20 protein-coding genes and 4 tRNA genes are annotated in these 26,069 nt (G+C 60.2%); 16 read left to right on the forward strand and 8 right to left on the reverse strand.

Features of this window, described 5'->3' with window-relative positions; translation table 11 throughout:
* Positions 1 to 77: 77 nt before the first annotated feature.
* The 3 genes from dprE2 to QP978_RS06765 all read right to left on the reverse strand — a co-directional run bounded on the left by dprE2 (position 78) and on the right by QP978_RS06765 (position 2,675).
* A complete protein-coding gene (gene dprE2, locus QP978_RS06755) occupies positions 78 to 839 on the reverse strand; it encodes a decaprenylphospho-beta-D-erythro-pentofuranosid-2-ulose 2-reductase (protein ID WP_049189783.1) in 762 nt (253 codons plus the stop codon).
* Positions 840 to 864: 25 nt separating this feature from the next.
* Complete coding sequence (gene dprE1 / locus QP978_RS06760) at positions 865 to 2,334, reverse strand: decaprenylphosphoryl-beta-D-ribose oxidase (protein ID WP_016421825.1); 1,470 nt, start codon at positions 2,332 to 2,334, stop codon at positions 865 to 867.
* A 113-nt stretch (positions 2,335 to 2,447) separates the two neighbouring features.
* Positions 2,448 to 2,675 carry a hypothetical protein gene (locus tag QP978_RS06765; RefSeq protein ID WP_005510976.1) on the reverse strand — a complete coding sequence of 76 codons (228 nt, stop codon included), beginning with the start codon at positions 2,673 to 2,675 and terminating at the stop codon, positions 2,448 to 2,450.
* 19 nt (positions 2,676 to 2,694) lie between these two features.
* Here QP978_RS06765 and QP978_RS06770 point away from each other — a divergent pair, with 19 nt between their 5' ends.
* The 6 genes from QP978_RS06770 (at position 2,695) to QP978_RS06795 (ending at position 9,398) form a co-directional block, all read left to right on the forward strand.
* Positions 2,695 to 3,348: a hypothetical protein gene (locus QP978_RS06770; protein WP_049193890.1), complete on the forward strand. Its 654-nt coding sequence runs from the start codon at positions 2,695 to 2,697 to the stop codon at positions 3,346 to 3,348.
* Between the two features lie 51 nt (positions 3,349 to 3,399).
* Positions 3,400 to 4,383 carry a hypothetical protein gene (locus QP978_RS06775; protein WP_049193889.1) on the forward strand — a complete coding sequence of 328 codons (984 nt, stop codon included), beginning with the start codon at positions 3,400 to 3,402 and terminating at the stop codon, positions 4,381 to 4,383.
* 77 nt (positions 4,384 to 4,460) lie between these two features.
* Entirely contained in the window at positions 4,461 to 4,994 is a 534-nt protein-coding gene (locus QP978_RS06780) for a GtrA family protein (RefSeq protein ID WP_053093006.1), read from the forward strand.
* An 18-nt stretch (positions 4,995 to 5,012) separates the two neighbouring features.
* Entirely contained in the window at positions 5,013 to 6,935 is a 1,923-nt protein-coding gene (locus QP978_RS06785) for a glycosyltransferase (protein WP_187400633.1), read from the forward strand.
* Positions 6,936 to 6,945: 10 nt separating this feature from the next.
* The gene (locus QP978_RS06790; RefSeq protein ID WP_187400632.1) at positions 6,946 to 8,112 is read left to right on the forward strand and encodes a hypothetical protein; all 1,167 of its coding nucleotides are present in this window, start codon (positions 6,946 to 6,948) and stop codon (positions 8,110 to 8,112) included.
* 155 nt (positions 8,113 to 8,267) lie between these two features.
* A complete protein-coding gene (locus QP978_RS06795; protein ID WP_049193885.1) occupies positions 8,268 to 9,398 on the forward strand; it encodes a PDDEXK family nuclease in 1,131 nt (376 codons plus the stop codon).
* 363 nt (positions 9,399 to 9,761) lie between these two features.
* Here the strand turns inward: QP978_RS06795 and QP978_RS06800 are convergent, their stop codons facing one another.
* The 3 genes from QP978_RS06800 to wzm form a co-directional block, all read right to left on the reverse strand.
* Entirely contained in the window at positions 9,762 to 10,868 is a 1,107-nt protein-coding gene (locus QP978_RS06800; protein ID WP_049193884.1) for a glycosyltransferase, read from the reverse strand.
* Positions 10,869 to 11,034: 166 nt separating this feature from the next.
* Entirely contained in the window at positions 11,035 to 11,817 is a 783-nt protein-coding gene (gene wzt / locus QP978_RS06805; protein ID WP_005510871.1) for a galactan export ABC transporter ATP-binding subunit Wzt/RfbE, read from the reverse strand.
* 46 nt (positions 11,818 to 11,863) lie between these two features.
* Positions 11,864 to 12,832 (reverse strand): galactan export ABC transporter permease subunit Wzm/RfbD, encoded by a 969-nt coding sequence (gene wzm, locus QP978_RS06810; protein WP_284856998.1) that lies wholly within the window; start codon positions 12,830 to 12,832, stop codon positions 11,864 to 11,866.
* A 471-nt stretch (positions 12,833 to 13,303) separates the two neighbouring features.
* Here wzm and QP978_RS06815 point away from each other — a divergent pair, with 471 nt between their 5' ends.
* Positions 13,304 to 14,572: an aminotransferase class V-fold PLP-dependent enzyme gene (locus QP978_RS06815; RefSeq protein ID WP_049193883.1), complete on the forward strand. Its 1,269-nt coding sequence runs from the start codon at positions 13,304 to 13,306 to the stop codon at positions 14,570 to 14,572.
* A 16-nt stretch (positions 14,573 to 14,588) separates the two neighbouring features.
* Here QP978_RS06815 and QP978_RS06820 read toward each other — a convergent pair whose 3' ends face one another.
* Positions 14,589 to 15,557 (reverse strand): NAD(P)H-quinone oxidoreductase, encoded by a 969-nt coding sequence (locus QP978_RS06820; RefSeq protein ID WP_284856999.1) that lies wholly within the window; start codon positions 15,555 to 15,557, stop codon positions 14,589 to 14,591.
* A 197-nt stretch (positions 15,558 to 15,754) separates the two neighbouring features.
* Here QP978_RS06820 and QP978_RS06825 point away from each other — a divergent pair.
* The 5 genes from QP978_RS06825 to QP978_RS06845 all read left to right on the forward strand — a co-directional run bounded on the left by QP978_RS06825 (position 15,755) and on the right by QP978_RS06845 (position 19,859).
* A tRNA-Ser gene (locus tag QP978_RS06825) sits at positions 15,755 to 15,839 on the forward strand.
* A 540-nt stretch (positions 15,840 to 16,379) separates the two neighbouring features.
* A complete protein-coding gene (locus QP978_RS06830) occupies positions 16,380 to 17,156 on the forward strand; it encodes a hypothetical protein (protein WP_284857000.1) in 777 nt (258 codons plus the stop codon).
* A gap of 58 nt (positions 17,157 to 17,214) precedes the next feature.
* The gene (locus tag QP978_RS06835; protein WP_284857001.1) at positions 17,215 to 17,943 is read left to right on the forward strand and encodes a hypothetical protein; all 729 of its coding nucleotides are present in this window, start codon (positions 17,215 to 17,217) and stop codon (positions 17,941 to 17,943) included.
* A gap of 286 nt (positions 17,944 to 18,229) precedes the next feature.
* Positions 18,230 to 18,973 (forward strand): hypothetical protein, encoded by a 744-nt coding sequence (locus QP978_RS06840; RefSeq protein ID WP_049189773.1) that lies wholly within the window; start codon positions 18,230 to 18,232, stop codon positions 18,971 to 18,973.
* Positions 18,966 to 19,859 carry a hypothetical protein gene (locus tag QP978_RS06845; protein ID WP_242451355.1) on the forward strand — a complete coding sequence of 298 codons (894 nt, stop codon included), beginning with the start codon at positions 18,966 to 18,968 and terminating at the stop codon, positions 19,857 to 19,859. The genes QP978_RS06840 and QP978_RS06845 overlap by 8 nt, the downstream gene beginning before the upstream one ends.
* A gap of 14 nt (positions 19,860 to 19,873) precedes the next feature.
* Here QP978_RS06845 and QP978_RS06850 read toward each other — a convergent pair whose 3' ends face one another.
* A complete protein-coding gene (locus QP978_RS06850) occupies positions 19,874 to 21,013 on the reverse strand; it encodes a histidinol-phosphate transaminase (RefSeq protein WP_284857002.1) in 1,140 nt (379 codons plus the stop codon).
* A gap of 211 nt (positions 21,014 to 21,224) precedes the next feature.
* On the opposite strand from QP978_RS06850, the gene QP978_RS06855 reads away from it, so the two are divergent.
* The 4 genes from QP978_RS06855 to QP978_RS06870 all read left to right on the forward strand — a co-directional run bounded on the left by QP978_RS06855 (position 21,225) and on the right by QP978_RS06870 (position 25,917).
* A tRNA-Ser gene (locus tag QP978_RS06855) sits at positions 21,225 to 21,316 on the forward strand.
* A gap of 3 nt (positions 21,317 to 21,319) precedes the next feature.
* Positions 21,320 to 21,395, forward strand: a tRNA-Arg gene (locus tag QP978_RS06860).
* Between the two features lie 577 nt (positions 21,396 to 21,972).
* Positions 21,973 to 25,620 carry a phosphoribosylformylglycinamidine synthase gene (locus tag QP978_RS06865; RefSeq protein ID WP_284857003.1) on the forward strand — a complete coding sequence of 1,216 codons (3,648 nt, stop codon included), beginning with the start codon at positions 21,973 to 21,975 and terminating at the stop codon, positions 25,618 to 25,620.
* 224 nt (positions 25,621 to 25,844) lie between these two features.
* A tRNA-Arg gene (locus QP978_RS06870) sits at positions 25,845 to 25,917 on the forward strand.
* Positions 25,918 to 26,069 lie beyond the last annotated feature (152 nt).

The following is a 26,069-nucleotide window of genomic DNA, read 5'->3' on the forward strand; positions in this document are numbered from 1 at the left end:
CGAACGGCGGAGCTAAAGGTGGGTACGTCAGCCCGTCAAGCCCCGCTGAGTTCTATCGAGTCCTTCGAAACCCGCTCTTAAATCGGCAGCTTCTTGAAGATCGGGCGCGGAATGTGCTTCAGCACCATCATCACCAGCTGGAATGCCGGCGGAGCCCAGACCAGTGTCTTACCGGCCTCGACGGACTTCACCGCGAGCTTGGCGACATCTTCCTTGTTCACAGTCAGCGGGGCCTCGTCCACGTCAGCGGACATACGGGTACGGACCTGACCAGGGCGGATAACCAGGGTCTTGACGCCGTACTCCTCCAGGGCCTCGCCCAGGTTCAGGTAGAAACCATCCAGGCCGGCCTTAGTGGAACCGTAGACAAAGTTGGAGCGGCGCACGCGTTCACCAGCGACGGAGGACATGGCAATGAACTGGCCATGACCCTGCGCCTTGAACTTCTGACCAACCAGAACACCCATCGACATCGCGCCGGTGTAGTTGATGTTCGCAGCCAGGACGGCCTTGCGCTGGTTCTGCCAGAGCTCCTCGGCGTCGCCAAGCATGCCGAACGCGACGATGCAGATGTCCACGTCGCCGTCGGCAAATGCCTTATCGACGACCTCCGGGTGGGAGTCGAAGTCCGTTGCGTCGAAGTCGAGGGTGACCACCTCGGAAGCGCCGGCGGCCTTCATCTTTTCAGCGGAGGCCTCGCGCAGCGGATCGTTCGGCAGGGAAGCCAGGATGACCTTGGCCGGGCCCTTCTTCAGGAACTCGGCGGTAATGGCCAGACCGATTTCACTAGTGCCGCCGAGCAGCAGGATGGACTGGGCAGCGCCTACAGCATTAATCATTGGGGCTTAAATCCTCTCGGTTGTCTTAGTGCAGTTCCAGTCGACGAGACATGTCAGAGGCGAAGACACCGTGTGGGTCAATCTCATTGCGGGTGTCCAGCCAGCTCTGCATCTCGGGGTACATCTGGTGGAAGTTAGCGGCGGAAGTGCGCGACTCCTTGGCCAGGTAGAGGCGGCCGCCGAACTCCATGACGCGCTTATCCAAATCATCGAGGAAGGCGCCGAGACCCGGTTTGATCGGGAAGTCCACGCAGACGTTCCAACCCGGCATCGGGTAGGACAGCGGAGCGCGGTTACCCTCGCCGAACAGCTTGAATACGTTCAGTGCCGAGTAGTGGCCGGAGCGCTGGATATCGCGGACAATCTCCTTGAACGGCTCGACGGCCTCGCGCGGAACAACGAACTGGTACTGCAGGAAGCCCTTGGAACCATATCCGCGGTTCCACTCGCCGATGAGATCCAGCGGCTGGTAGAACTGCGTGAGGTTTTGCACCTGGTTGCGGTAGGTACCGGACTTCAGCCACCACAGCTCACCAATGCTGATCATGGTCAGCTTGTTCATGGTGAAGGACGGGAAGATATCCGGCACAGTCACCAGCTGCGGAGCGTTGAACTTCAGCGGATCTTTGGCCAGCTTCGGGGCGTATTCCTCCAGCTGAGCCAAGGTTGCCAGCGAACCGCGGGAAATTGCGGCGCGTCCCAGCTTCGGCTCCGGTGAGATGGCGTCGAACCACGCGGAAGAGTAGGTGAAGTTCTCCTCGGAGCCATCGGAGTGGAACTCGATGGTCTCGTCCAGAGTGTGGGTCATGTCGCCGTCGGCGATGAAGTAGGCTGTCTCGGTCTTGGTCATCTTGATCCGAGCGCGGACAATAATGCCGGTCAGGCCCATGCCGCCGACGGTTGCCCAGAACAGCTTGCCGTCCGGGTCGTCTGCAGAGCCCTCCGGCTCAAGGTGCAGGATACGGCCGTCAGCGACCAGCAGCTCCATCGACAGCACGTGGTTGCCGAAGGAACCTGCGGAGTGGTGGTTCTTACCGTGAATATCCGGACCAATGGCACCACCGATAGTGACCTGGCGAGTTCCCGGCAGCACCGGCACCCACAGGCCGTAGGGCAGTGCGGCCTTCATCAGCTGGTCCAGCGTGACACCGCCGTCGACATCAACAATCGCCGACTCCTGGTCAATGGAGTGGATCTTGTTGAGCTTCTGCATGTCGATGACCAGACCGCCCGAGTTCTGGGCGGGGTCGCCGTAAGAGCGGCCCATACCGCGGGCAATTACACCGCGGCGCAGGTGGGCAGGCTTGTCGGAGTTCTGGTCTGCGACAGCCTTGACGGCGTTAACGATTTCATCCAAGTCCGGCGTCGACAGCACCTGGGACTTAGCGGGGGCGGTACGACCCCAACCGGTCAGGGTCCTGGCTTCTGTGTGTACGGCTCCGTAGGCACCGTTCGAAGCATCGGTGCTGGACTTGCCGTTAGTGTTAGTGGACATCAAGGCTAGGCTACCCCTTTGCACCGGCTCCGTCGCCCGTGACGCTCCGAGGTGTTGGTCACGCTTGAGGTCGCGCACGGGCCGTCGGAAAGCAAGCGAAATATACGGAGAGACTATAGATCCATAATTTTTCGGATCTCTTCCGGCAGCATTTCCTGCGAGGTGATCTGCGGGCCGTCGTACGCCTCGAGTGCGCGGTAGACCTGTGCGCGTTCCTTGCTGTCGAGGATGGGCAGTTCCTCGGCGAACAGCATGACCATCTGGTTCGACAGCGGGGTGTTGGTGTACTCGGCGGCCATGTTGATGGTTTCACGCGGCTTCTTCTTGAAAAAGTCGAACATGCGATAAAGGCTACCCCGCGTGGGATCCGTCACTCGCGATACCATCAACCTCATGACTTCCACGCCTGCTGCTACTCCGCAGACCCTTGCCGTATGTAGTTCCACATCGCCCGTTGTCATTTGGCATGTGGAGCTCTCGCCGTCCTTTGCAGGCGAGAGGTTGTCGGGTGCATGGCTGGTGGATCCGCTTGACGACGGAGCCCTGGAGACCGCCACCAATCTGCTCACCGGTTGCTTTGTTGCGTCTGTGACCGCGGGCGATGGTGACGGTGACGCTGCGGCAGAGAGTGCAGAGAGCGCTGAGGGGGCGGACCTGCTATCGCATGCGATTGAACAGGCAGGGGCCACGGTGGTGGACCTGCCGGCATCGGTGGCTGGCATTCGTGACCACATCGGACAGCTGCGCGCCGCCGCGAAGGAAGAGAAGGCCAAGCCCGGCAAGGGAAATCTGACGGAGCCGCGGTTCCCCAAGGTCAACGACGTAGAGGTGATTGATTTTCCGCATGTAGGCGAAGAAGTCGCAGGGCCGGTGCTGGGGCTTGCCCGCGGGGTAGAAGAGCTGGTGGCGCAGTGGACCGCGGTGGAGTCGCAGCGCCTGCGTCGCAAGTACTTGGTAGAGCCGTGGGGTGCGGAGCCGCGCCAGATTCCGCTGGTAAAAACGCGCGCATTGTAGCGAGTTTTTGCCATCCAGGCCACATTGTTTTTCCTGCGTACGCTGTGAGGTATGGCAGCACAGACCGATAACGTAGTCGCCTTCCCAGGCGTTCGCGTGGCCACGGAACCGGCCACGCTCATTATCGGTGCCTCTTTAGAGGAAGAACCGTGCAGTGCCCACCGCGTCTTCGGGGTCAATGACCAGATGGATCTGCGAAGCCTGTCCCGCGTGTTAGCGGTCATCTTTGGGTGGGGCGAGGAAAGCGTGCCGACGAAGTTCCATTTGCCCGGCTCTGCGGTGGAGTCTGCGGCGCAGCTGGTGACTGGCGGCAGACCCGCAGCGGTCGGAGTCGTCGATGTTCCCCTGTCCACCACAGTTGCCGAGGTGCTGCAAAGTCCCGGCGATACCCTTATCTGGCAGTGGGGCTTGTGGGAACATACCTTGCAGGTCAGAGAAGCTTTTGCCCGCGATGAGGCCACCCCGGATGCCCTGTGTATCGGTGGCTCGGGCTCTATCCGCGCACTGGGAGATGTGGACGCGGAGGAGCCGGTAGATATTGCCGCAATCAATAGGGAATTGACCGGACGGGACTCTATTCAAAATACGTTGGCCACCGCTCGTGCTGATGTGGTGGACATCATCGAGCGGTCGGGGGTGTTTGAATTCGTGCCCCTGTTACAGGCTCTGGACCTGCAGAGGTCGGAATCAACCGCGCTGGAATTGACCGGGGAGGCGGGGGAGAGCGTCGTTAAGCGATTGCGCGCATTGCCTATAGAGGACGCCGAGAAAGACCCGGCCGGGCACGATGCGGCGTTGGTGGAGCTGCTGTGTTTGGCGGCGCTGACCTCGGATGAGCTACGGCATGATGTGGCGGCGCATGTCATGGAGCGCCTCGGCTGGGAGAGCGACGAGGGCATCCCGCTATCCGGCGAGGACGTGGAGGAATTGGCAGCGGCTAGCTGGGCGGAGATGAGCGCGCTGGGGCTAGCTGGGGAGGATACGCTCTCGCCGGTGGAGCGGCTGGATCTACTGCGTGAGGCGCTGCGACGTTAGATTTTTCTCCTCTTTATTGCCTGTTTATGTTCGCGCTGGCTGTTTGTTAGCTGGCCGGTGGCCTAGAATTCCTAGGCGTGTCAGCGAATGAAACAGCAAATGAAAACCCGAACCGCGACAACGGCAAGCTCGGAAACGGCTCCCACGAAAACGGATTTGTCGTAGAGGACTCGGCCGCAGTGCCAATGGCGACGGAGACCAAGGACGAGCACGGACTGAAAGTGCAGATGATGCGCTTTATCATCTCCGGCGTCATCGCGGCGGTGGTGGACTTCGGCCTGACGTTCATCATGCTCAACGCCTTCGGGGCGACCAACTTCTGGGGTAAGACGGTCGGCTGGGTTTTCGGCACGATTACGGCGTACATCATTAACAGCCGCTGGACCTTCAAGTCGAAGTCCTCGGCGAAGAAGGTGCTGGCAGTTGCGGTGCTGTACTTGATTACTTACGCCACACAGGTCGGCATCTTTAATGTGTTGCAGCCCTGGCTTGTCGAGGCCTGGGATTGGAACGCGCAGTGGGCACAGTTCGGCGCATTCGTCGTCGCACAGGGCGTTGCGACGGTAATTAACTTCATCATTCAGCGTGTATTCATCTTCCGTGTGAAATAGCGCGATACGCTGGGGGACGTGACTTCGACTGCTTCTAATAAGGAATCCACTCAGCTGACCGCCGAAACCGATGTTGACATGCTGACTATTCAGCGCGTGCTGTTTGCTCCGCCCGCAGACTGGGTGGAGCCGGATTTGTACTACCGAGTCGAAGGCGTTGGCGCCTACGACAGCTCGGTGCAGGCCACCCGTAACTCGATCACGCTCGGTCGCCACACCGTGGTGCGCACTGACACCTACTTCGGTCGCTTCCGAGCTTCTTACTGGCAGCGCTGGACCTCAATTAAGCAGGTCGAAATCCGTGCGCGCGTGGTCGGTTCCGCGCGTGTGCTGGCCTACACCGAAGATATTGGGGGCCACCTCCGCTTGGAGGATTCCTGGGCAGCGGGCGGCTCGGATGCCGACGGCAACTGGACCGGTGAGCACTCGCCGATGTCAGGTTCTGCCAATGAAGAGGTGCGCCTGACCGTCCCGCTGGACCGCTTCGCCGATGGCGGTGCCATTCACTTGCGCTTCGACACCGAGGACGCAGGCGCAAAGATTTCCGATGTCCGCTATGTTGTGCCCAAGTCGGCTATCAAGCGCGATATTCCGACTGACCTGGTCATTTGTTCTTATAACCGACCGGTTGACTGTGCTCGAACCGTCGCCACGCTGGCTGAGGACCTGCCAGCCCTTGAGCGCGTTCGCACCATCCGCGTCGTTGACCAGGGCGAACAGCACCCGGCCGACGAAGCTGACTTTATCCAGGCCAAGGAGATCCTCGGCGAGCGTCTGAACGTTGTCCACCAGCCGAACCTCGGCGGCGCCGGCGGTTTCTCCCGCGGCATGCGCGACGCCACCGCTGCGGGCGACTGCATGGTTCTGCTTACCGACGACGACATCCGCCCCGAGCCCGAAACCACCCTGCGCCTATCCGCCCTGGCCGTATGCGCGGAAAAGCCGATGCTGCTCGGCGCGCAGATGCTCTTCCTGTTCAACCCGACCAGCCTCTTCCGCACCGGCGAGACCTACAACTGGAAGGCGCTGACCGTCGAGGAGAACGACCCCAAGTTCGGTTACGCCGACGTGGACGTGCGCAAGTACCACCAGCTGCGTCGCCTGGGCGTTGACTACAACGCCTGGTGGACCTGCCTGGTGCCGTCCGAGGTCATTAAGAAGATTGGCCTGGCGCTGCCGCTGTTCTTCCAGTACGACGACATCGACTACGGCTTCCGCGCCGCCAAGGCCGGCTACCCGACTGACACCATTCCGGGTGCCGCCGTCTGGCACGCCGATTTCTACTGGAAGGACATCGAAAACGCCGCCCAGTACTTCGGCCTGCGCAACTCCCTCATCGCCGCCACCATGCACGGCGATGTCACCGCAAAGGACATGGTCAACGTCGCTTCACGACGAATCCTCTCGAACCTGGTCTCCATGCGCTACGGCCTGGCCTGGACGCAGATGGAAGCTGTCCGTGATCTGCTGCGTGGCCCGGAGGTGCTGAAGAACGCATCGCAGGGCGACTTCGCTCGCATTTCCGCTGGTCGAAAGAACTTCCCGGAGACCGAGCTGCTGCCGATGCACGAGATGCCGGGTGGTCTGACCCCAGTTCGCCCGCCGTCACACGAGATCTCCAGCGAAAACAAGACGATGGCCAAGCGTTTGGCTTATACGCAGATGGGTAAGAAGCGCCCGGGTCCGGTGGCTGTGGCCTTCGAGGACTCCTTCTGGTGGCACATTTCGACCTTCGACGATGTCTGGGTCACCGATGCCTCCCAGAATGGAGTGCGCCACCTGGTCCGCGACCTGGATAAGGAAAAGTCCATGCGCGCCGAGACCATCAGCCTCATGCGCGAACTGTCCTCCAGGTGGGACGACCTTGCGAAGCAGTGGCGTGCCGCCGTGCCATCTTTGACCAGCGAAGACAACTGGGAAAAATTCTTCCAAGGCGAGTAGTTCTTCAATCATGACCACGCACACACCCACGCCTTCGACTAGCTCAGGTGGCAAAACCCGCAAGCAGCTCATCGCCATTTTGGTGCTATTGGTGCTGATTATCCTGTTGCTGGCTCTGTTCCTTTTCCTCCAGGTTTCTGGGGATCGAGGTGGCGATTCGGCGGCTGCCGAGGGCAGTGTGTCGTCGTCAAGCGAAAATGGCGATGCGCAGGTGCAGGCGCAGGCGGAGAAGGCCGTCGTAGTGTACAAGCAGGTGCTGGCGAACCCGGCGCCGCTGCAGACTTTTGTCGGTGAAGTTAGTCCTGGTGGGGCGATGAAATATGCGCTCGTGCATCTTGATGATGGGTGCGTGCCCGAGCTGGTGTTGAACTATGGCACAAGTGCGATGAGCGCCGAAATTGATGCGATTGGTGTCTACGGCGTTGACGAGAATGGTCAGGAAATTCAGTTTCAGAATTCCTACCATGACGGCGTGACTTCTGTGGGCGGTGTACGTCGCGCCCTTCAGCGAGCTACTGGGCAGCCGGGTATGTTCTCGTTTTCTGCAGAGAGGATGGGGCGCGATCAGGAAGATTTGCTGGTGACGCGCCAGGGCGATGAGCTGGTGGAAACGCCTGCGAATCCGGGTTCTGGGGAGTTCGAACAGTTTAACTGGATTCCGGCTGACAACCTGGATGTCGTCGAGGCCATTGCTGCTGGTAATGACTGCGCGCCGGGCTCGGGCTCGGGCTCGAATGGTGCTGGCGCTGATGGTGGTAACGGTGGCAACGGCGGCCCGAATCCGACGGCGGGGCGGTCGGCTTCGGGGTCGGGGTCTGGTTCGGGTTCTAGTTCTTCGTCAAGCACGTCTGGAACCAATTCGATTACGGGAACCGTGAAGGTTTTCCAGACCAAGGCAGATGTTCTAGCCTATGAGCAGCGCCAGGATCCTAACCCCGGTTCACCGGACAGGGGACCTTACGCAATCTTGATTCTGGACCAGCCAACCGAAGTTACTGCACAGCTGTCGGGGCAAAACGGACCGGAGACGCGCACGATTGAACAGGCGATCGTCAATCCGGCACTGCACAGAGATGGCGAGCGCGCCACTATTACCTTTTCGGATGATGAATACTATTGGCCCTCTGATCCCGGAGTTCCTTTTGGTATCCGTCTCGAGGATGCACCAAGAGGTTAACGTTTGACAGTTATCCACAGCCGCCAAATTGTCCACAGAAACGGGCAATTCGGCGGCTTTTCTGCTGCCAATTTCCGCGGGGTCGACCATAACTAAAGGCACTAATTCCAATGCGTGAATTCCTGTAGCCCACCTCGGGGAGCGTGCCTAAACCAATGCCTAACTGGACTTACGATTCCGATGGCCTCATCCACGCGGCTTCGCAGAAACAAATCAAGCATCCTTGTGAATATGTCAGTGCCAAGTCAGAGCTGGATAATCTGCACGGGCACGTCGGAAGCGCAAATATTCGAGATGGATCCCTGCTCAGACTGGCGTACGGCACCTACATCGAGTGCTCTCGCTGGAATGCGCTGTCAGCATTCGAACGTTTTCAACTACAGATAAAGGCACTGGTCAAGCCAGGTTCCGGGACAATCATTACGGGCGAAGCAGCCGCTGCGTTGCATGGCATCCCGTTGCTTGTTCGAAATGCCACAATCGCGCTTGCCAATTCCGGCCTGCGCCGACCTGGCGGCGGATTGCGCCATGTCAGTGGCAGAATCCTCGAACAAGACATCGTTCGCATTGGTGGGCGCTGCGTTACAGATGTGCCGAAAACCGTCATCGATATCTGCCGCACCGCCGAGTCCGAAAACGGGCCAATCATCGTTGACACCGCACTGCGACAGTGGTGTGACCTCGAAGAACTGCACACCGTCCTCACAAATTACCCACGTTCGCCGGGGACCCGTCGCGCCCGCGAGCTACTTCGAACTGCCAGCGAACACAGCGAAACCATCGGTGAGTCGATCACAAAGAAATGCATAATCGACTCAGGAATTGCCACGCTTTACGACGAAAAATGCGTGCTCATGCAGCAAGTCGAGTTCTATGACAGTGAAGGATTCATTGGGCGCGTCGATTTTTATGTGCCTCATCTGAATTTGATCATTGAGTTCGATGGGCTGACTAAGTATTCCGGTGGCGGGGTAGCAGCCACGGAAACTGTACTTCTGAAAGAGCAAGCTCGCGAGAAGCGTCTGAGGAACCTCCACTTAGATGTACTCCGCTTCCAATGGGCGCAGGTCATTAATGGGGACTGCGTGGAGGTCTTGCGACAGTTTGCTATTCGGCAGAGGCAGCGCATTCAGGCAGGTGGGTTGGTATTTTCGTCCGAAGTTGGGCGTTTTCGTCAAGCCACTGTCCCGTATAAAGATCGGCAGCTCCGTGATTCCAGAATCCAGGAGCGTAAGCAGCGTTTGCAGCTTCTGGAAAATGCACCGGCCTCGCGCGACTCAGGCTAAGTTCAGCTGCTGACCTATTGCAATTGTGCTCACCGGACTTGGAACGATTTCGAGCGGACTGGCTCGGATTTCCAGCGACTTATGGCCAACTTTCCGCCACTTGTCGATGACTTTTCAGGACTTATGGCCACGCTGTTGGCCTGGCCCGCGCACTTATCGTAGGACTATTCACTTATGCGCAGGCTGTAGCGCATCGATGAGTGAATACCTCATCGATATGTCAGTGGAGGAGAAGGGAACCAGGGGTTAGGTAACACTTTTGCGCACTGAGCACTCGAAATGCGGACTACACGACCCGGGCGAGATCAAATATGCAGGCCAGTGCCACAGCCTCAGCCCCACCAGCCGCAACGCCAGCCCGAACTACTTCGACTTTGGATCGAAGCGCTCGAAGTTCTCCGCGCGCCCCTGCTTCAGTAGCTTGAACCAGCGGTAGAAGCCGCGGACATCGCGGCGCTGGACCAGGAAGAACCAGCCGAAGCGCAGGAACTCCTGTGGCATGAGCTTGCGCATGCCGGGCTGGCTCATCAGGTAGCCGCGGTTGCGGTAGGTGAAGTAGCGCTTGAAGTCATTGGTCGGGTACTGCGTGTGCATTTTGCCGCCGAGAATGGGCACAAATTCACCCGAACCGGAGGGGTGCAGGTAGGCCGTCGTCAAGCATGTGCCGAACCGGAGGCCGGAGCGGACCAGGCGGCGGTGGAATTCGACCTCGTCGCCGCGGATGAATAGGCGGTAGTCGGGAACGCCGAGCTGTTCCAGCGAGCGGGCGCTAAACAGTGCGCCGTTAAACAGGGATGCGATGCCGGGCAGGAGGTCGTGGTTGCCGTCGATGGTTTCGAGGTCGCTAGGCAGTTCGAGTCCGGTCGCAGCCTTCTGATCTGCGAAATTGGTGAACCATCTCCGCCCCTCAGAGTCGTTCACTGCCGGGAGTTTGGGGTTGATTCCGCTTTCGAAAAGCTCCTCGCGATGACGACGCCACACCAGCCCGCGGCGCAGGGGGAATGCCAGCTTGTTCGGAGCCTTAATATCGCAGACCACCGGCGAGACAGCGTCGAGCTGGTGGCGTCGCGCGCAGCTGTGCAGCGCCTTCAGCACGTAGGAGTCCTCCGGGCGCCCGTCGTCATCGGCGCACCAAATCCACTCCGCGCCCAGCGACAGCGCAGTCAGCATGCCCAGTGCGAAACCACCAGCGCCGCCCAGGTTCGTCTTAGAACCGACGTAGTGAATCTCCGGCGCCGATCCGCTTTCCGACGACTGCTGCGCCGCTACCTGCTCAGCGAGTTCCTTGACCTTCGGGTCGTTGCCGTTGTCGACGATGATGAGCCACTTCGGCATGTGGGTCTGGCTGGCAACGATGGGAAGCGATTGGCGCAGGTCCTCGATGCGGTTGTGAGTCACCACGATTGCGGCCGTTGCTGCCTCATCGTGATTTGGGTGGTCAGCCGAGTTTTCGCTCACTTCGTTCTCCATCGGGGACGTACCGTTTATTACTGTTTTTATTGCTGTCTATCTTGCCATGTTGCTCCGGGTGAGCAATTCCAAGCATCCGTGCCGCCCGCCAGCCGCCGGCCGGCTGCCCGCGAGCCGCTCGCTCGGCCACGATGGGGGAACCGCGCCCGGACTCCCGGCGAAGCTGCTACCGTCGCTGCGCGAGCACGCGGCGCACCTGGTCGGCGGCCTCTTTACCTTCGTAGGCTTCGACCACTTCGTCGACAAGCCCTGCCTGTCGAACCGTACCGTGATCAATCCACAGCGCCGTGTCGCACAGCTGCGCCAGGAACTCATTTGAGTGCGACGCAAACACCAGCAGACCGGAGCGGTCGACCAATTCGGTCAACTTCGTCCGGGCCTTCGCCATGAATGCGGCGTCGACGGCTCCGATGCCTTCGTCGAGAAGCAAAATCTCCGGCTCAATGGACGTGACCACGCCGAGCGCCAGTCGCACGCGCATACCGGTGGAGTAGGTGCGCAGTGGCATGTGCAGGTAGTCGCCGAGTTCGGTGAACTCTGCGATTTCGTCGAGCTTGGATTTCATCTGCTTGCGCGTCTGCCCCAGGAACAGACCGCGGATGATGATGTTTTCCAGGCCTGAGATCTCCGGGTCCATGCCGACACCGAGGTCGAATACCGGAGCCACACGGCCGCGCACATCGGCGGCACCGCGCGTGGGCTCGTAGATGCCCGACAGTAGTCGCAGCAGCGTGGACTTACCCGCGCCGTTGTGGCCTACTAGGCCGACGCGGTCGCCCTCACGCAGGTGGATGTTGATGTCCTTCAGCGCTTCAATGACCACGACATTGGAGTCATTGCGGCCAATCGCACCACCCGCGGCGCCGAGGAACGCCTTCTTCATCGACCGCGATTTGGCGTCGAAAATGGGGAAGTCAACGCACGCGTTGTAAGTATCAATGCTGACCATGCTTATCCCTTGCTAGTTCTATTCGCTTAACGACGGCCTTTGCGGCCTAAACCCAGTAGCTCACGCGGGAGCGCCACAGGCGCATGGCTCCGAGTGCCAGCAACAGGCCGACTGTGGTGCAGGCGAGGACAATCCACCAGTGGTAGGTATCCACCGGCTGGCCGGTCAATGGGGCGCGGATGATTTCCAGGTAGTGGAACAGCGGGTTGATCTCTGCGATGCGTGCGCGTTCGGCGACGGCACCGCCCTGTTCCTCCAGCGTCTTGGTGGTCCACACAATCGGAGTCATGTAAAACACCAGCTGAATTAGGGAATCCAGCAGTGGTGCCACGTCGCGGTAGCGCGTAGCGATGATGCCGAAGAACATCGTCACCCACACACCGTTGACCACCAGCAGCGCCATCGCGGGGATGACCAGGAAGAAGTTCCAGCCCAAATCCGGACGGAAGACCAGCACGAGAATCAGCCAAATCACCATGTTGTGGGCCAGGAAAAGCAACTGACGCCACACCAGCCTGTGGACGTGAACGCTCAGCGCACTGGGCAACTGTTTGATGAGGCCTTCGTTTTCAATGAAGACGGTTGCGCCCTCGCGCACGCAGCCGGAGATGAAGCCCCAGATAATCAGACCAACGGTCACGTGCGGCAGGAAGAATGCCAGGTCCTGCTGGAACAGCAGCGAGTACAGCAGGCCGAGAGCCAGGGCCATCGCGCCGGTGGCAATGGTGATCCACAGCGGGCCAAGCGTGGAGCGACGGTACCGCTGCTTGATGTCCTGCCAGCCCAGTTGCAGCCACAGTTCGCGCTGGCCAAAGCCGGTAGCCAGATCCCGCCAGGCAGCGCCCATGGTACGGGAACGCGACTTGAAAGCCGGTGCCTCACCCGTTGCGTCAACCATTCGCGCAATGTCGCGACGGAGAGTTTCCTCCGTGCGGATAGCGGAGCCATTGCGCACAGTATTGGCCGACTGGTCGGCTGCAGCTGCGGATTGGCGATCATTTTCTGCGTTAGTCACGTCTCCAAAATACTAGCTAGGGCGGTTTAGATTGAATACCGACGGCACTGGGCGAGCCATTATTCCATGTCGTGACAGCGAACAACGGTCGCGTGGGACGGTCGTCATTGGTGGTGACGTGGTGCTTCTGAGGCTGTTTCCACGGTTGGTTATGTGACTGGTTATGTGACCCTGGAAAACTTACATACAATCGCCGCTGTAACTGCTTTATGGCATGCAGCTGGTGCATATGGTTCACGCATCGGGAGTGCTTGCGCATGGATACAGGCAGGAAAAGTTCGGCCAATTTTAAGCAACTGCTAAAAAGGGATAAAGATTATCCTATATGGGGTTGCTTCGATAGAATTGGCTCCAACTAAGATGTGCAAGCGATACACGGTTCGGGGCATGGATGCTCGATTCGTGGGTGATTGCACAGTTAACTCTGAAATAGATATCGCAGCTTGAATTCGAAACCGGGAAAGGGTTTTCATGGCCTTCGATGTGCCGACAACCAGGGGTGCTTACTCGTCGCTTTCCGACGGGTGGACATACCTCAATGCGGGTCAACGCACCCAGGTACCCGAGCGTGTCCAGGCTGCGATGATTTCTGCATTTCGCAATGCGCAGAAGTCCCTTCCTGGTGAGACTGGGGCGGGGGCTCATGGCCAGTCGCGCAGCTCGGGCGTTCCCGCTGCAGCGGAACTAACCGCCAGTGCGCGCCGGGCTTTTGCCGATCTCACTGGTGGCCCGGTCGCCGGCGTGGTGTTGGGATCTTCGCGTGAGGTGCTCATGGAGCAGTTCACGTCCGCAATGAGTCGACGCTTGACGCTCGGCTCTAACCTGGTGATTTCTCGCATTGGTTCGCAGGTCGTACACGCACCACTACGCCGAGCAGCCAATCTCTACGGAGCTCAAGTCCGCATTGCTGAGGCTGACTTGTCCTCGGGTACGTTGCCGTCCTGGCAGTTCGACGAGCTCGTAGACGAGCACACTCGCCTCGTTGTCGTCCCGGCCGCGGATCCGTTCATTGGCACCATTGCCCCGGTAGCTGACATTTCTCGGCGGGTGCATGAGTACTCCAACGCCTGGGTTTTGGTTGATGCCTCGGATATTGTCGCCTACCGCGATGTGTCGATGAGCAAGCTGGGCGCCGACATCATGCTGGTTGATGCCTCCGTGCTGGGCGGGCCTGAGGTCGCAGCATTGGTGTTCAAGGATCCCGAGATGTTCGAGCGCATGACGTCGTTAAGCTATGTGCCGAATGTGCGCGGCGTCGAGCGGATCGAGGTTTCCCCGGTGTCGCCGGCATTGCTCGGCGGAGTGTCGGAATCGGTGCTGCACCTGGCATCGCTGGATAGCACGGCGAGGGGGTCGCGTAGGCACCGCATTGAAACGGCGATGCCGCAGGTTTCTCGCTACTTGACGACGTTGTCGGAACGCCTAATTGCGGCGTTGATGACCCTGCCGCGGGTGTACATCATCGGCATGGATACCGAAGATGATTCTTTCGCGAGTGTGTCGCGGGCACAGCACATTCCGCGCGTTAGCTTCCTCGTCGATGGGGTGTCGGCGAAGGTGGTCGTGGATAGGTTGCTGGATAATGGCCTCGTGACCAGCATTGTTGATGCATACGAATCGCCACTGCTGGAGGCCATGGGCATCGATGAGGCTGGAGGCGCCGTGGGAGTTGGCCTCCAGCCGTTCAATACGCCGCACGACATTGACCAGCTCGTGCGCGCAGTTGCCTCGCTCGGTTAACTAGGTAGTCAGCTAACTAGACGGTCAGCACAATCTTGCCGCTGACCGCGCCGCTGTCGAGCAGTTCGTGGGCCTTGGCTGCGTCGCGCATATCCATGACCTCATGAATTTGAGGGGTGACGGTGCCGTCGGCAAGCATTGGCCAGATGGTGTCCTCTGTGGCGTTGACGATGCGAGCCTTGTCAGCGAGATCGCGGTAGCGCAGGCCGGTGGCGGTGATGGAGCCGCGCTTGCTCAGCAGGCGGCCGATGTTGAGCTCGCCCTTAACGCCTCCCTGCATGCCGATGATGACCAGGTGGCCGTCCTTCGCCAGGGCCTTGACGTTTCGGTCGAGGTACTTTGCGCCCATGATGTCCAGAATGACGTTGGCGCCACCCTCAGCTGCAACGATCTCCTCGAAGTCCTCTTCCTTGTAATTGATGAGGATGTCGGCGCCGAGCTCCTTGCACTTAGCCAGCTTCTCCGCCGAACTGGCGGTGACTGCGACGCGAGCGCCGAGCCGCTTGGCCATCTGAATAGCGAAAGTGCCGATGCCGCCCGCGCCACCGTGGACCAGCAGCAGGTCACCTTCCTTGAGGCCGGCAATCATCACGACATTCGAGAACACCGTGCAGGCAACCTCGACGATAGATGCGGCCTCGGTGAAGGAGTAGCCATGTGGCAGGGGGAGAATCTGGCCGACCGGGACTGCGACCTTTTCGGCGTAAGCGCCACCGGAGAGAAGGCAGCAGACCTCGTCGCCGACTTTCCAGCCCTGGGAGTCCCCCTTGACCTCTTCAATGACACCCGCGCACTCCAGGCCGAGGGTGTCGGTCACGCCTTTCGGTGGCGGGTAGTGGCCAGCGGCCTGCAGTAGGTCAGCGCGGTTTACGCCAGCGGCTTTGACCTTGACCAGCACCTGCCCATCCTCGAGAGTCGGTTCCGGAGCATCGGCCCATTCCAGGGCGCGGGGGTTGGAAAGATCAGTCTGAATGATTGCCTTCATAGTCTTCAAAGGTAATGCAAAAACTGGTTATGCACGCGGTATTTCAAGCTCTTTTGCAATTAGCAAAAATAGTTATGTCTGTAGAGGTGGATGCTTGGGGTGTGGTTTCCGATGAAGGGTTTGCGAAAGGTGCTGGCAAGGGGTGTTATGAGGGCGTTTGCTGCCTTACGGCGGTATGCGGTTATGATGTTGGCGTTGGAAGTATGGCAGAGCGGCCGAATGCACTGGTCTTGAAAACCAGCGAGGGTCACACCTCCGGGGGTTCAAATCCCTCTACTTCCGCAGATGAAACCCTCGGTAGATTTTCTACCGGGGGTTTCTTCATTTCTCTTAAAAGTTGGCGTATGTGCTCAGGTCCGCGACGGATAGTCGGACCTTTGGGTGGTTTCCGTGGTTAACCCCGTTATGGGGTGGTCGGACGGGCATGTAATTGGGCTCTTTGGATACCCCTGAACAGCGTTACAGGGGGCAGGCTGGGGTGTTTTGTCGCGGGATGGAAAATGGGGGCAATTTTGGCAGCGGTGGGGAACAGCTATTTCAGGGCAGTGCGTATTTCTATAGTTAAAAGTATTCCAGCCGGCCCAAACCTGTAACGCATGTGCGGACATGTGACTGGTGTGACTGCTGTGGCGACATGGTTTTCGATTTTTAGGTTGATGTTCGAAAAATGGCTACTTGTTGCCGCCGTCGATAGGTGTCGTATTAACTATCGCCAAGTGAATCGCACGCCGATGCATCACGCGTGCATTCCTACTGGAGAGCCGCCATATTTGGCCTACTCCGACCGCAAGTCTTCGCATCGTTAAAAGGAGCCCGTGACAGATGGCAACTCGCACCGTACGTAACCGCAGCATTGCTCGCATTGCTGCACTCTCTCTAGCCGCAGGTATGACCTTTGCGGGATTCGGTAATACCGCACATGCTCAGGACCTGCTGAGCGTTGATTCCATCACTCAGACTGTCACCGACGCCATTGGTGAAGTCACCGGTACTGGTTCCTCCAGCGCGACGCATAGCTGGAAGAACTCCAATGTGACGCGATCCGTTGAGGTCAATGGTGTCGCGGGTGCCGTCGTCAAGCCCGGCGATGTCGTGACCTTTACTCTGACCTACACGGACAACAACATCTGGGGTGCGAAGTCCTACATTCAGCGCATGACCGATGTCATTCCGGATGGCCTGCAGTACGTGGCCAACTCGGCGACGTACAAGGTCGGCGACGATGAGTGGGCAAACCAGAACGAGTCAGACAAGTGGCTGGAAATCGTTAACAACGGTGCGGTGGAGTTTGCAGCCGACAGAATCACACAGGCATGGGGTTCCCCGACCACGTCGACTGTGAGTTTCAAGTGGAAGTACCGCGTCACGGACGCAATTGCCGACGGTGCGTTGAATACCGGAACCGAAATCCACTTCAACCCGAGCAATTCGGTGGAGAAGCTGCATGACATGGGGCCGAAGCTCACTGTGAAGCGGGAGGCGCCAGCTCCGGATATTCCGGGTATTCCGGATGTCCCAGGTGGCTCGCTGGGCTCCCCGAGCTTGCCGTCACCGGGCTTCCAGTCCCCGGGGCTGCCGTCGCCGGGCATTAACCGCTAAGTAATTCCAGCTTTTCCACCGCGCCTGTTTTCAGGTTTTCACAGAAAGTTTTCCCATCATGCGCAATATGCACTCCAAGAACATCGCGGCCTCTCGTTCGCGACGTCGCTCCCGTACCGCCATTGCCGCAGTTACCCTCGCAGCTGGCTTGACCTTCGGTTTCGGCGCTCCTGCCATGGCGCAGTCCCCGGGTCTGCCCTCGCCGAGTCTGAACTCGCCAGGACTTAATTCGCCTGGTCTGACCCTGCCGGGCTCGAGCGCCCCGAAGAAGAAGCTCGGCACCATCGGTGGCCCGGCATGGTCTGCTGATGTTTACTCGCAGATTATCCGCGGTAAGGAGGTCCGACCGGGTGACGAGGTCACGATCCGTATTGAGGTCGTCGGTGTCAACGGCAACGCCAAGCTGCGGGGAATCGGCCACAACATCCCGGCTGACTTTGAGCTCGTTCGTGTGACTCGCCAGTCGCAGGACAATATCCTCGGCGGCGGTATTTACACGCTGAAGGAGGGGGAGTACGTCAACACCGAGCGCAACGGTAATCGTCAGGTGCGCCTGTCCTGGACGGAGGGCGGCTTCCTCGGTGCCTTCAAGGACAACCCGACTGTCAGCAGTTCGAAGTCTGTCTCCGTTGACTTCACGTACCGGGCTCCGGACTACGAAGGTGAGTTCGACAACGGCGGCTACGCCCACGTGGGCGCGCTTTTGAGCCCCAACGAGAACTGGGTTGTCGGCGGCGAAAAGGTAGTCGTGAACAAGAATGCGAAGCCGTCGTGGTGGCCGTTCTAACGACTGTTCTAGGTCGCGATTAGCGGCAGTTCTCCAGGGATGAGTAAAAACTTCCCCAGATAGAGAGCGAATTGCAGAACGTAACCCCCGGTCGCATGCGGTCGGGGGTTTCGTGTGTCCGAAATCTGCCACAGGTAATTTTGCGGAGGTAATTTAATTGCTCCGACCAACGTGTACTGTGGCCTGAAACAATACGGGCAAATTGCCAAAACCGGTAAGCTCGGTCTTGCTGTAATACAAACCCAGCGTCATACTGGCGGACGGTATTGAGGGAAAAGGTCGAACAATGGCAACGAATCGGAGCAACCACTCGGACGACTCGTTCGGTGAGTGGAGCATAAATCCGGGCACGTCAGATGATCAACCCTCCGCTGATACGCCGGCAAATGCGTGGAGCGCTGTGGATGGGTCACAGTGGGAGCAGCCTGAGGGGCAAACCCAGTATCTGCAGCAGCAGTATCCACAGTCCCAGCAGCCTGAACCATACCGCCCTGCCCCCTATGTTCCAGGTCCGCAAGCTGGTCCGGCTGCTGCGCCGCGCAATGACAACAAGGGGCTGACCATCGCGGTTATTGTCCTGGCACTCGTTGCGGTCGCTCTCTTCGTCGGCGCAATGGCTTACTTCTACTTCTCCGATTCGAAGGGAGTGAATTCGGCCGGCAGCAACTCGCCCCAGTCGGTTCAGTCCGCTAGTGCTGAGGGTTCCTCCACCTCGTCGACCGCTGAGCAGAAGCGTCGCGCTGAAGGGTTCCAGCCGCCATCGAACTGGCGTCACTGCTCCGGCTCGGGCGATCCGGGTGATTTGAACTTGGTATATGCAGAAGATGTCGGCGGTAACACGACGACCTGTCAGTTTGCCACCAACGTCCGCAATTCCTTCGTTGAGCAGTACCAACTTACGAAGAAGCTCAACGGTACTGTCACCGCTAGCAGCCCAACAACAGGCAAGACATACAGCATGACCTGCCGCGATAACGGTGAGGTTGTCACTTGTACCGGCGGTACGAATGCGACGGTGCACATTGTCTAAACGTCTCCGAGCGGCTCTGGCCGCAACCGCCGTCGTCACGCTCGGCCTTAGCGCCTGCACCATTGGCACCGATTCGGCGGGCATGCCGTCGCCGACGCTGTCCAATCCGCTTGACGACGGCCCCGGCGGCGCATCCTCCGACGGGAAAGTTGTGCCCGGTGAGATGCCTCGCGAAGTTGTCGAGGCCGTGAAATCCGCGCAAAAGGAACTCGGTGGTTTGGCCGGCGCCGCTCTGGCAACGCCGGATAAGGATTCCGAAGTGGTTTCCACGGGTGACTTCAAAACGGGTCCGGCCTGGTCGACCTCCAAGGTGCCGATTGCGGTGGCTTATGTGCGCCAATCGGGCGTGGATTCCCTGGTCGAAGACGCAATCACGGTTTCCGATAACGATGCGGCTGAGTCCATGTGGTACTCCCTGGGCGATGACGCGACCGCGGGCGCGACCACCGACGAGATTCTCCGAGAGGGCCACGACACCCGCACCGTCATGGGCACTGACCGCATCCGTGCGGAATACACCGTCTTCGGGCAGACGCAGTGGGATTTGCGCGACCAGGCTATTTTCGGCGCCAATTTGCAGTGCATCGAGGCGGGCCCAAAGGTCGCTGACCTCATGGGACAGATTGCCGACGAGCAGTCCTACGGCCTCGGACGCATCCGCGGCGCCCACTTCAAGGGCGGTTGGGGCCCAGATGATGAAGGTGTCTACCTTGTGCGACAGTTCGGCTATCTGCCGGGCAAGAAGCCGGGCACCTTCGTTGGTGTCGCTATCGCAGCCCAGCCTGACGACGGCACCTATGAGACCGGCCAGCAAATGCTTGACCGCATCGCAAAGGCGATTGAGCGCAGCGGTGGCGCGACCACCGGCCGCGCCGGTAGCTGCTAGCTGAGCGATAGCTGTTAGCGCTCGATACCGAGCGCAGCTAGCAGCTGCGAGGTCTCTTCCTCAGTAGTGATGGTGATGCGAGCACCTTCGCCGGCAAAGCAGCGGATGAGAATGTTGCGCTGCGCCAGGAAGTCACCGAGATCCGTGGTGGTGGCCACCGAGACGTCGTCAAGCAAAGAGAGATTCGCGATCCGACCCTCGTCAATCCAAATGAAGTTGGCCTGCGAATTCGGCAGCACCGTCTCGCGGCCGGTGGCGGCGTTGATGGCCTCGGTGACGGCGACGCGCTGTGCGCGGACCTCAGCAATGCGGGCGGTGAGCTCTTCCTGTGCGTCGAGCGAGGTGAGCGCGGCAATCTGCGCGAGAGTGTTTATGGAGAAGGGGATAGCGACCTTATTCACGGCCTCCACAAGCTTCTCCGGGCCGAACATGTAGCCCACGCGGAGCCCGGCCAAACCGTAGACCTTGGAGAATGTGCGCAAACCGACCAGGTTGGGGTAGGTATCCAGCAGCTCATGCGCCAACGGGGTAGCGGCATGAGTGGCCTCGTCCACCAGCTCGATGTACGCCTCGTCGAGAGCGACCACAACATCGCCCGGAACCTGCGCCATAAACTCCGCGAAAGCCGCGAGAGTGATGGTCGTGCCCGTCGGGTTATTGGGATTACAGACGAAAACCAGGCGTGTGCGGCCGGTGATAGCGGCAGCCATTGCCGAAAGATCATTGCGACCCTGCGCATCCAGCGGCACCGGCACCGGAGTAGCCCCGGCGACGCGAGCGAGAATGGGGTAGGCCTCGAAGCTGCGCCACGGGAACACGACCTCATCCCCATCCTCACAGGTGGCCTGCACGAGCTGCAGGCACAGAGCGGAGGAGCCGCAGCCGACCGCGACCTGCTCCATGGGCAGACCCAGGTGCTCGCCGAGCTTAATGCGCAGGTCAACCGCGCCCATGTCCGGGTAGCGGTTCGGGCTGGTGGTTGGGTCAGCGATGGTCTGCGAGATGGCCTCCACCACCGAGGGCAGTGGCGGTTGGGTCATTTCATTGGACGCGATCTTCAGCGCGCCGGGCACAGCCTTGCCCGGGACATAGGCCGGAACCTGCTCGAGGTCGGCGCGGGTTTTGGGCTGAACTGAAGATGCATCGTTGGTCATAGGCCTAACTGTAGAACATGGCCCGGATTGGGCAGTACAGAATCCCCGCAAAATCCCAAGGTGTGGTCGCTATTTGTGGCGCCGTATTTGGTGGCTCCGCGGGTGTTTTGCTTTTCAATTCTTGTGTTCTGTAGGATTGGCTGCGGTTATTTGGTCTCGTCCACGCAATGGCGAACAGCTTTGCTGAAGCGGGACCGATGCCAGTGGTTTTGGAGGCGTGCCAGAGCGGCCGAATGGGGCTCCCTGCTAAGGAGTTGCCTGTCTTGCGACGGGCCGGAGGTTCGAATCCTCTCGCCTCCGCCACACGCGCCCGTAGCTCAACGGATAGAGCATCTGACTACGGATCAGAAGGTTAGGGGTTCGAATCCCTTCGGGCGCACCATGTAGACCCGCACCTTGTAGGTGCGGGTCTTTTTGTTTTATTACCTGGCAGTGCAGCGCGAGCCGGGGCATTGCGGGGCGGGGCAGCGCGGTCCTTCACTTGTGGCCAGGGTTCGGTCACTTATCGATGGTTTCTCGTGGCCTGTCGATGGTTTTGCGCCACTTATGCGCGCGCTGTGGGTGCTACGTGTGCACTTGTCGATGCGTTGTTCACTTGTGGCCAGGCTATAGCGAATCGATGGGTGAACTATGCATCGATAAGACAACGAACCAGCTCCCTTGCTTCAACAACGCGCAGCAACAGGTAGCAAGGTGCAACAACAGGCACCAACCCGGACCTGCCGACCGACTCGCCACCTCCCTGAGCCGCCACGGCCGTACCTCCAACACCCCCGCGCAGCCTTTGCCCGAACGAATCCGATTAGCCTGGCCTTGTACTTGGTCAATCGGGGCTTCCGCCCCGCGCCGCCCCGCGCCGCCCCGCGCCGCCTCGCACACCGGGGGACATTTTCCTATCCTGAACAGTTGCAATAGACTTAGACCCCGGTTGCCCTCCCCGTATTTCGATAGGAGCCTTGATGGACGCCCGTCTAGCCGTTCGCCGTAAGCCCGAGTTCCGCAATGAGGAAGCTACGCTGCTGTCCTCGATCGGCCAGGACGGCGAGGTGGCAATCTACTATCTCTACGATGCTTTCGATGCGACGGAGGAGGATCTTGTCGCGCTGCGTGAGTCGGTAGTTGCTGATTCGCGTGTCGACGAGCTGGTCGAGCTCCCGGCCCCCGCCGAGCTGGGGAACTACCTTGCTGTCGAGCCGCTGCCTGGCCAGTACGACCAGCGTGCCGATGCCGCCGAGCAGGCCCTGCGTCTGCTCCGCCCGGAAACGCAGGCGCAGATCACCTCGGCAACGCTGTATGTTTTCGATGCTCCGGTGAATGACGCCGTGCGCTCCTTCCTCATCAACCCGGTCGAATCGGGGGAGAAGAACCTGAACGTCCTGCGCCGTCCGAGCATGGGCGAGATTGAGCCGCTGAAGGAGTACCCGGGCTTCACCGAGCTGGATGACGAAGGCCTGGCCGAGCTGCTCGCAGCCGACGGCATGGCCATGTCGCTGGCCGACCTGAAGACCATCCAGGATTACTTCCGCTCCGAGGGCCGCACTCCGACCGAGGTAGAGCTGTCCGCGCTGGATACCTACTGGTCGGACCACTGCCGCCACACCACCTTCAACACCGAGCTGACCTCCATCGAGAACAACGAGCCGCGCTTTGCCGCGCAGTTGGATCGCGCGCTGCGTCGCTACGACGAGCTGCGTGAGCTCAACGGTCGCACGCACAAGCCACGCTCCTTGATGGACATGGGCACCATCATGGGCCGCGAACTGCGTCGCACGGGTGTCATGGATGACCAGGAAGTCTCCGAAGAAATCAACGCCTGCTCCGTCTACGTCGACGTCGAGGGCGATGACCGCAAGTGGCTCCTCATGTTCAAGAACGAGACCCACAACCACCCGACCGAAATCGAGCCATTCGGTGGCGCCTCCACCTGTCTCGGTGGCGCTATCCGCGACCCGCTGTCGGGTCGCTCCTGGGTCTACCAGGCCATGCGTCTGTCCGGCGCAGGTGACATCAACACTCCGCGCGAGCAGACCCTCGAGGGCAAGCTGCCGCAGCGCGATATTTCCTCCCGCGCCGCAGCCGGCTACTCCTCCTACGGCAACCAGATCGGTCTGGCCACCACTGGTGTGCGCGAGCTGGTCCACCCGGGATACGTCGCTAAGCGAATGGAACTCGGTGCCGTCGTCGCCGCTGCCCCGGCAGACAACGTCAAGCGCCTCGAACCTGCGCCGGGCGATGTGGTGATTATGCTCGGTGGCCGCACCGGCCGTGACGGCGTCGGCGGTGCGACCGGCTCGTCCAAGGCTCACGATGAGGACTCGCTGGGCCGCTCCGGTGCCGAGGTGCAGAAGGGTAACCCGGTCAACGAGCGCAAGATTCAGCGCCTGTTCCGCCGCGAGGACGTCGCCACCAAGATTGTCCGCTGTAATGACTTCGGCGCTGGTGGCGTGTCCGTTGCGGTCGGTGAGCTGGCTGACTCCATCGACATTCACCTCGAGCGCGTGCCGCTGAAGTACGCCGGTCTGAATGCCCGCGAAATCGCAATTTCCGAGTCCCAGGAGCGCATGGCGCTGGTCGTGCGCCCGGAGGATGCGGACTTCATCATCGCCGCCGCTGCCGAAGAGAACATCGAGGCCGTCGCGCTGGCAGACATCACCAACACCGGTCGACTGCGCATGTTCATGGGCGACGAGGTCGTCTTCGACCTCTCCCGTGAGTTCATCGACACCAACGGCGCCGACCGCGCCCAGAACGTCGAGATGGTTGCTGCGGAGGGCGGCGTCGTAAAGCAGGCTCCGACGAGCGTACTGGAGTCGCTGCGTGCGGCGACGGCGGGCTCCCAGGAGGGCATGATCGAGCAGTTCGACTCGACCGTCGGCCGCTCCACCGTGCTCATGCCGTACGGCGGTGCGACGCAGAAGACCGACGAGCAGGCGTCGATCCAGACGCTGCCGGTCGATGGCGGCACGAGCACCGCATCCATCATGACCTGGGGTTACTCGCCATCGCTTGCCGACGAGTCCCCGTACCTCATGGGTTCCTACTCCGTCGTGGAGGCACTGGCTAAGCTCGCAGCGGCCGGTGGCAATCCGCGCGGTGCCTGGCTGAGTGTGCAGGAGTACTTCCAGCGCCTGGACCAGGATCCGAAGCGGTGGGGCGAGGTTGCGCAGGCTCTGCTCGGTCTGCTCGAGGCTCAGGACGGCTTCCAGGTTGCGGCTATTGGCGGTAAGGACTCCATGTCCGGCACTTACGGCGAGGACCTGCACGTGCCGGCGACCCTGGTGACCTTCGCAGTTGCCGCGATGGACGAGACCGACGCTGTCTCTGCCGCAATCCCGGCCGGTAACTTCGACCTCTACCTGTTTGCGCACAAGCCACTCGAGTCCGGGGAGCCGAACTACGAGCAGCTCAACGAACTGTTTGCCGCTGTGCGCGAGCTGCGTCCGGCTGCGGCCTCGGCTGTTACCAATGCGGATCTGGCTGCGACCCTGGTCAACATGGCTGTGGGCAATGGCGTGGGCCTGGAGGCATCCCTCCCGGAGGCTCCACTGGGTTCCATTGTTGTGGCTGTTCCGGCTGGTCAGGATGTTGAGGGTGCTGTTGAAGGTGCTGTGAAGATTGGTACCACCGACGAGTCGGGCACGCTGCGCTTCGGTGAGGAGTCCTTCACTGTCGCCGAGGCTCTGGAGGCAATGGAGTCCGGTTACCGTGAGGTATTCCCGCTCAATGACTACGAGGGTGAGGCCCTGCCGGAGTTCGCTAACCAGGTCAGCGAGACCAAGACCGACCTGCAGAGCCCGGGCAAGAAGGATGTCCACGTGCTGCTGCCGGTCTTCCCGGGTACCAACTCCGAGTACGACATGGCCGAGGCATTCGTCGCTGCTGGCGCTACCTACGAGTTCCACGTAATCCGCAACCTGACCCCGGCAATGCTGGCGGAGGACACGAAGGCGTTCATCGAGAAGCTTCAGGACTCCGACATCCTGGCATTCTCCGGTGGCTTCTCCCTGGGTGATGAGCCGGACGGATCCGCCAAGTTCATCGCCGCGTTCCTGCGTTCCGACGATGTCGCAGCCGCCGTCAAGGAGTTCGTGGCCGACAACGGTCTTGTGCTCGGTATTTGTAACGGTTTCCAGGCGCTGGTCAAGTCCGGCTTCCTGCCGTACGGCGACCCGGCGCAGCTCCGCGAGGACTCGCCGACCCTGGCCCACAACCGCCAGCTGCGTCACGTGTCCCGCATCGCTACTACTCGCGTCGCGACCGTGGATTCCCCGTGGCTGCGCGATTTCGAGCCAGTCCAGACCCACCTCATGCCGGTTTCTCACGGTGAGGGGCGTTTCGTGGTTTCCGAGGATGAGGCTCGCCGCCTGTTCGAGGCCGGCCAGGTCGCTTTCCAGTACGTCGATGCCGACGGCGTGCCGACGATGACAGCGCCAGCCAACCCGAACGGTTCTTCCTACGCCATTGAGGGCATTGTCAGTGCTGACGGCAGGATTCTGGGCAAGATGGGCCACCCGGAGCGTTTCCGCGAGGGCCTGATGCGCAACATTCCGGGCATTGGTGAGCAGGACATCTTCGGCAACGCTGTCCGCTGGGTCCGCGGCGAGTAGGACTGGTCTGGTGCTGTGCGGCGGATAGTCTCCGCCGCGCGTACAGCTTACGCTGCCACCCGCAGCTATAGCGGGTGGCGCAGTTGCAGCCTAAGACTCTTCCCGGGTTGCCCGGATTATGCCTCTGAACAGCGGATTTTGTAAAACTCCGCAGGATGAGTAAAGTATCTATTCGTTGCAGGGGCCGAGGGAATTACCCCAGAGTCGCTGAATAACAACAAAATGCGCCCGTAGCTCAACGGATAGAGCATCTGACTACGGATCAGAAGGTTAGGGGTTCGAATCCCTTCGGGCGCACAACGCAGACCCGCACCGGTAAGGTGCGGGTCTTTTTGTCTGCCCGACTTATCGATGGTTTTCCGGCACTTATGCGGGTTAAGTAAAGAAAAGTGTGTCTTTTCCGGGCGTGTTGCGGTTATTTGATCCAGCCTTTTTGGATGCCGAGGTTG

The organism is Corynebacterium sp. MSK035 (assembly GCF_030232615.1).
Classification (GTDB): Bacteria; Actinomycetota; Actinomycetes; order Mycobacteriales; family Mycobacteriaceae; genus Corynebacterium; species Corynebacterium jeikeium_D.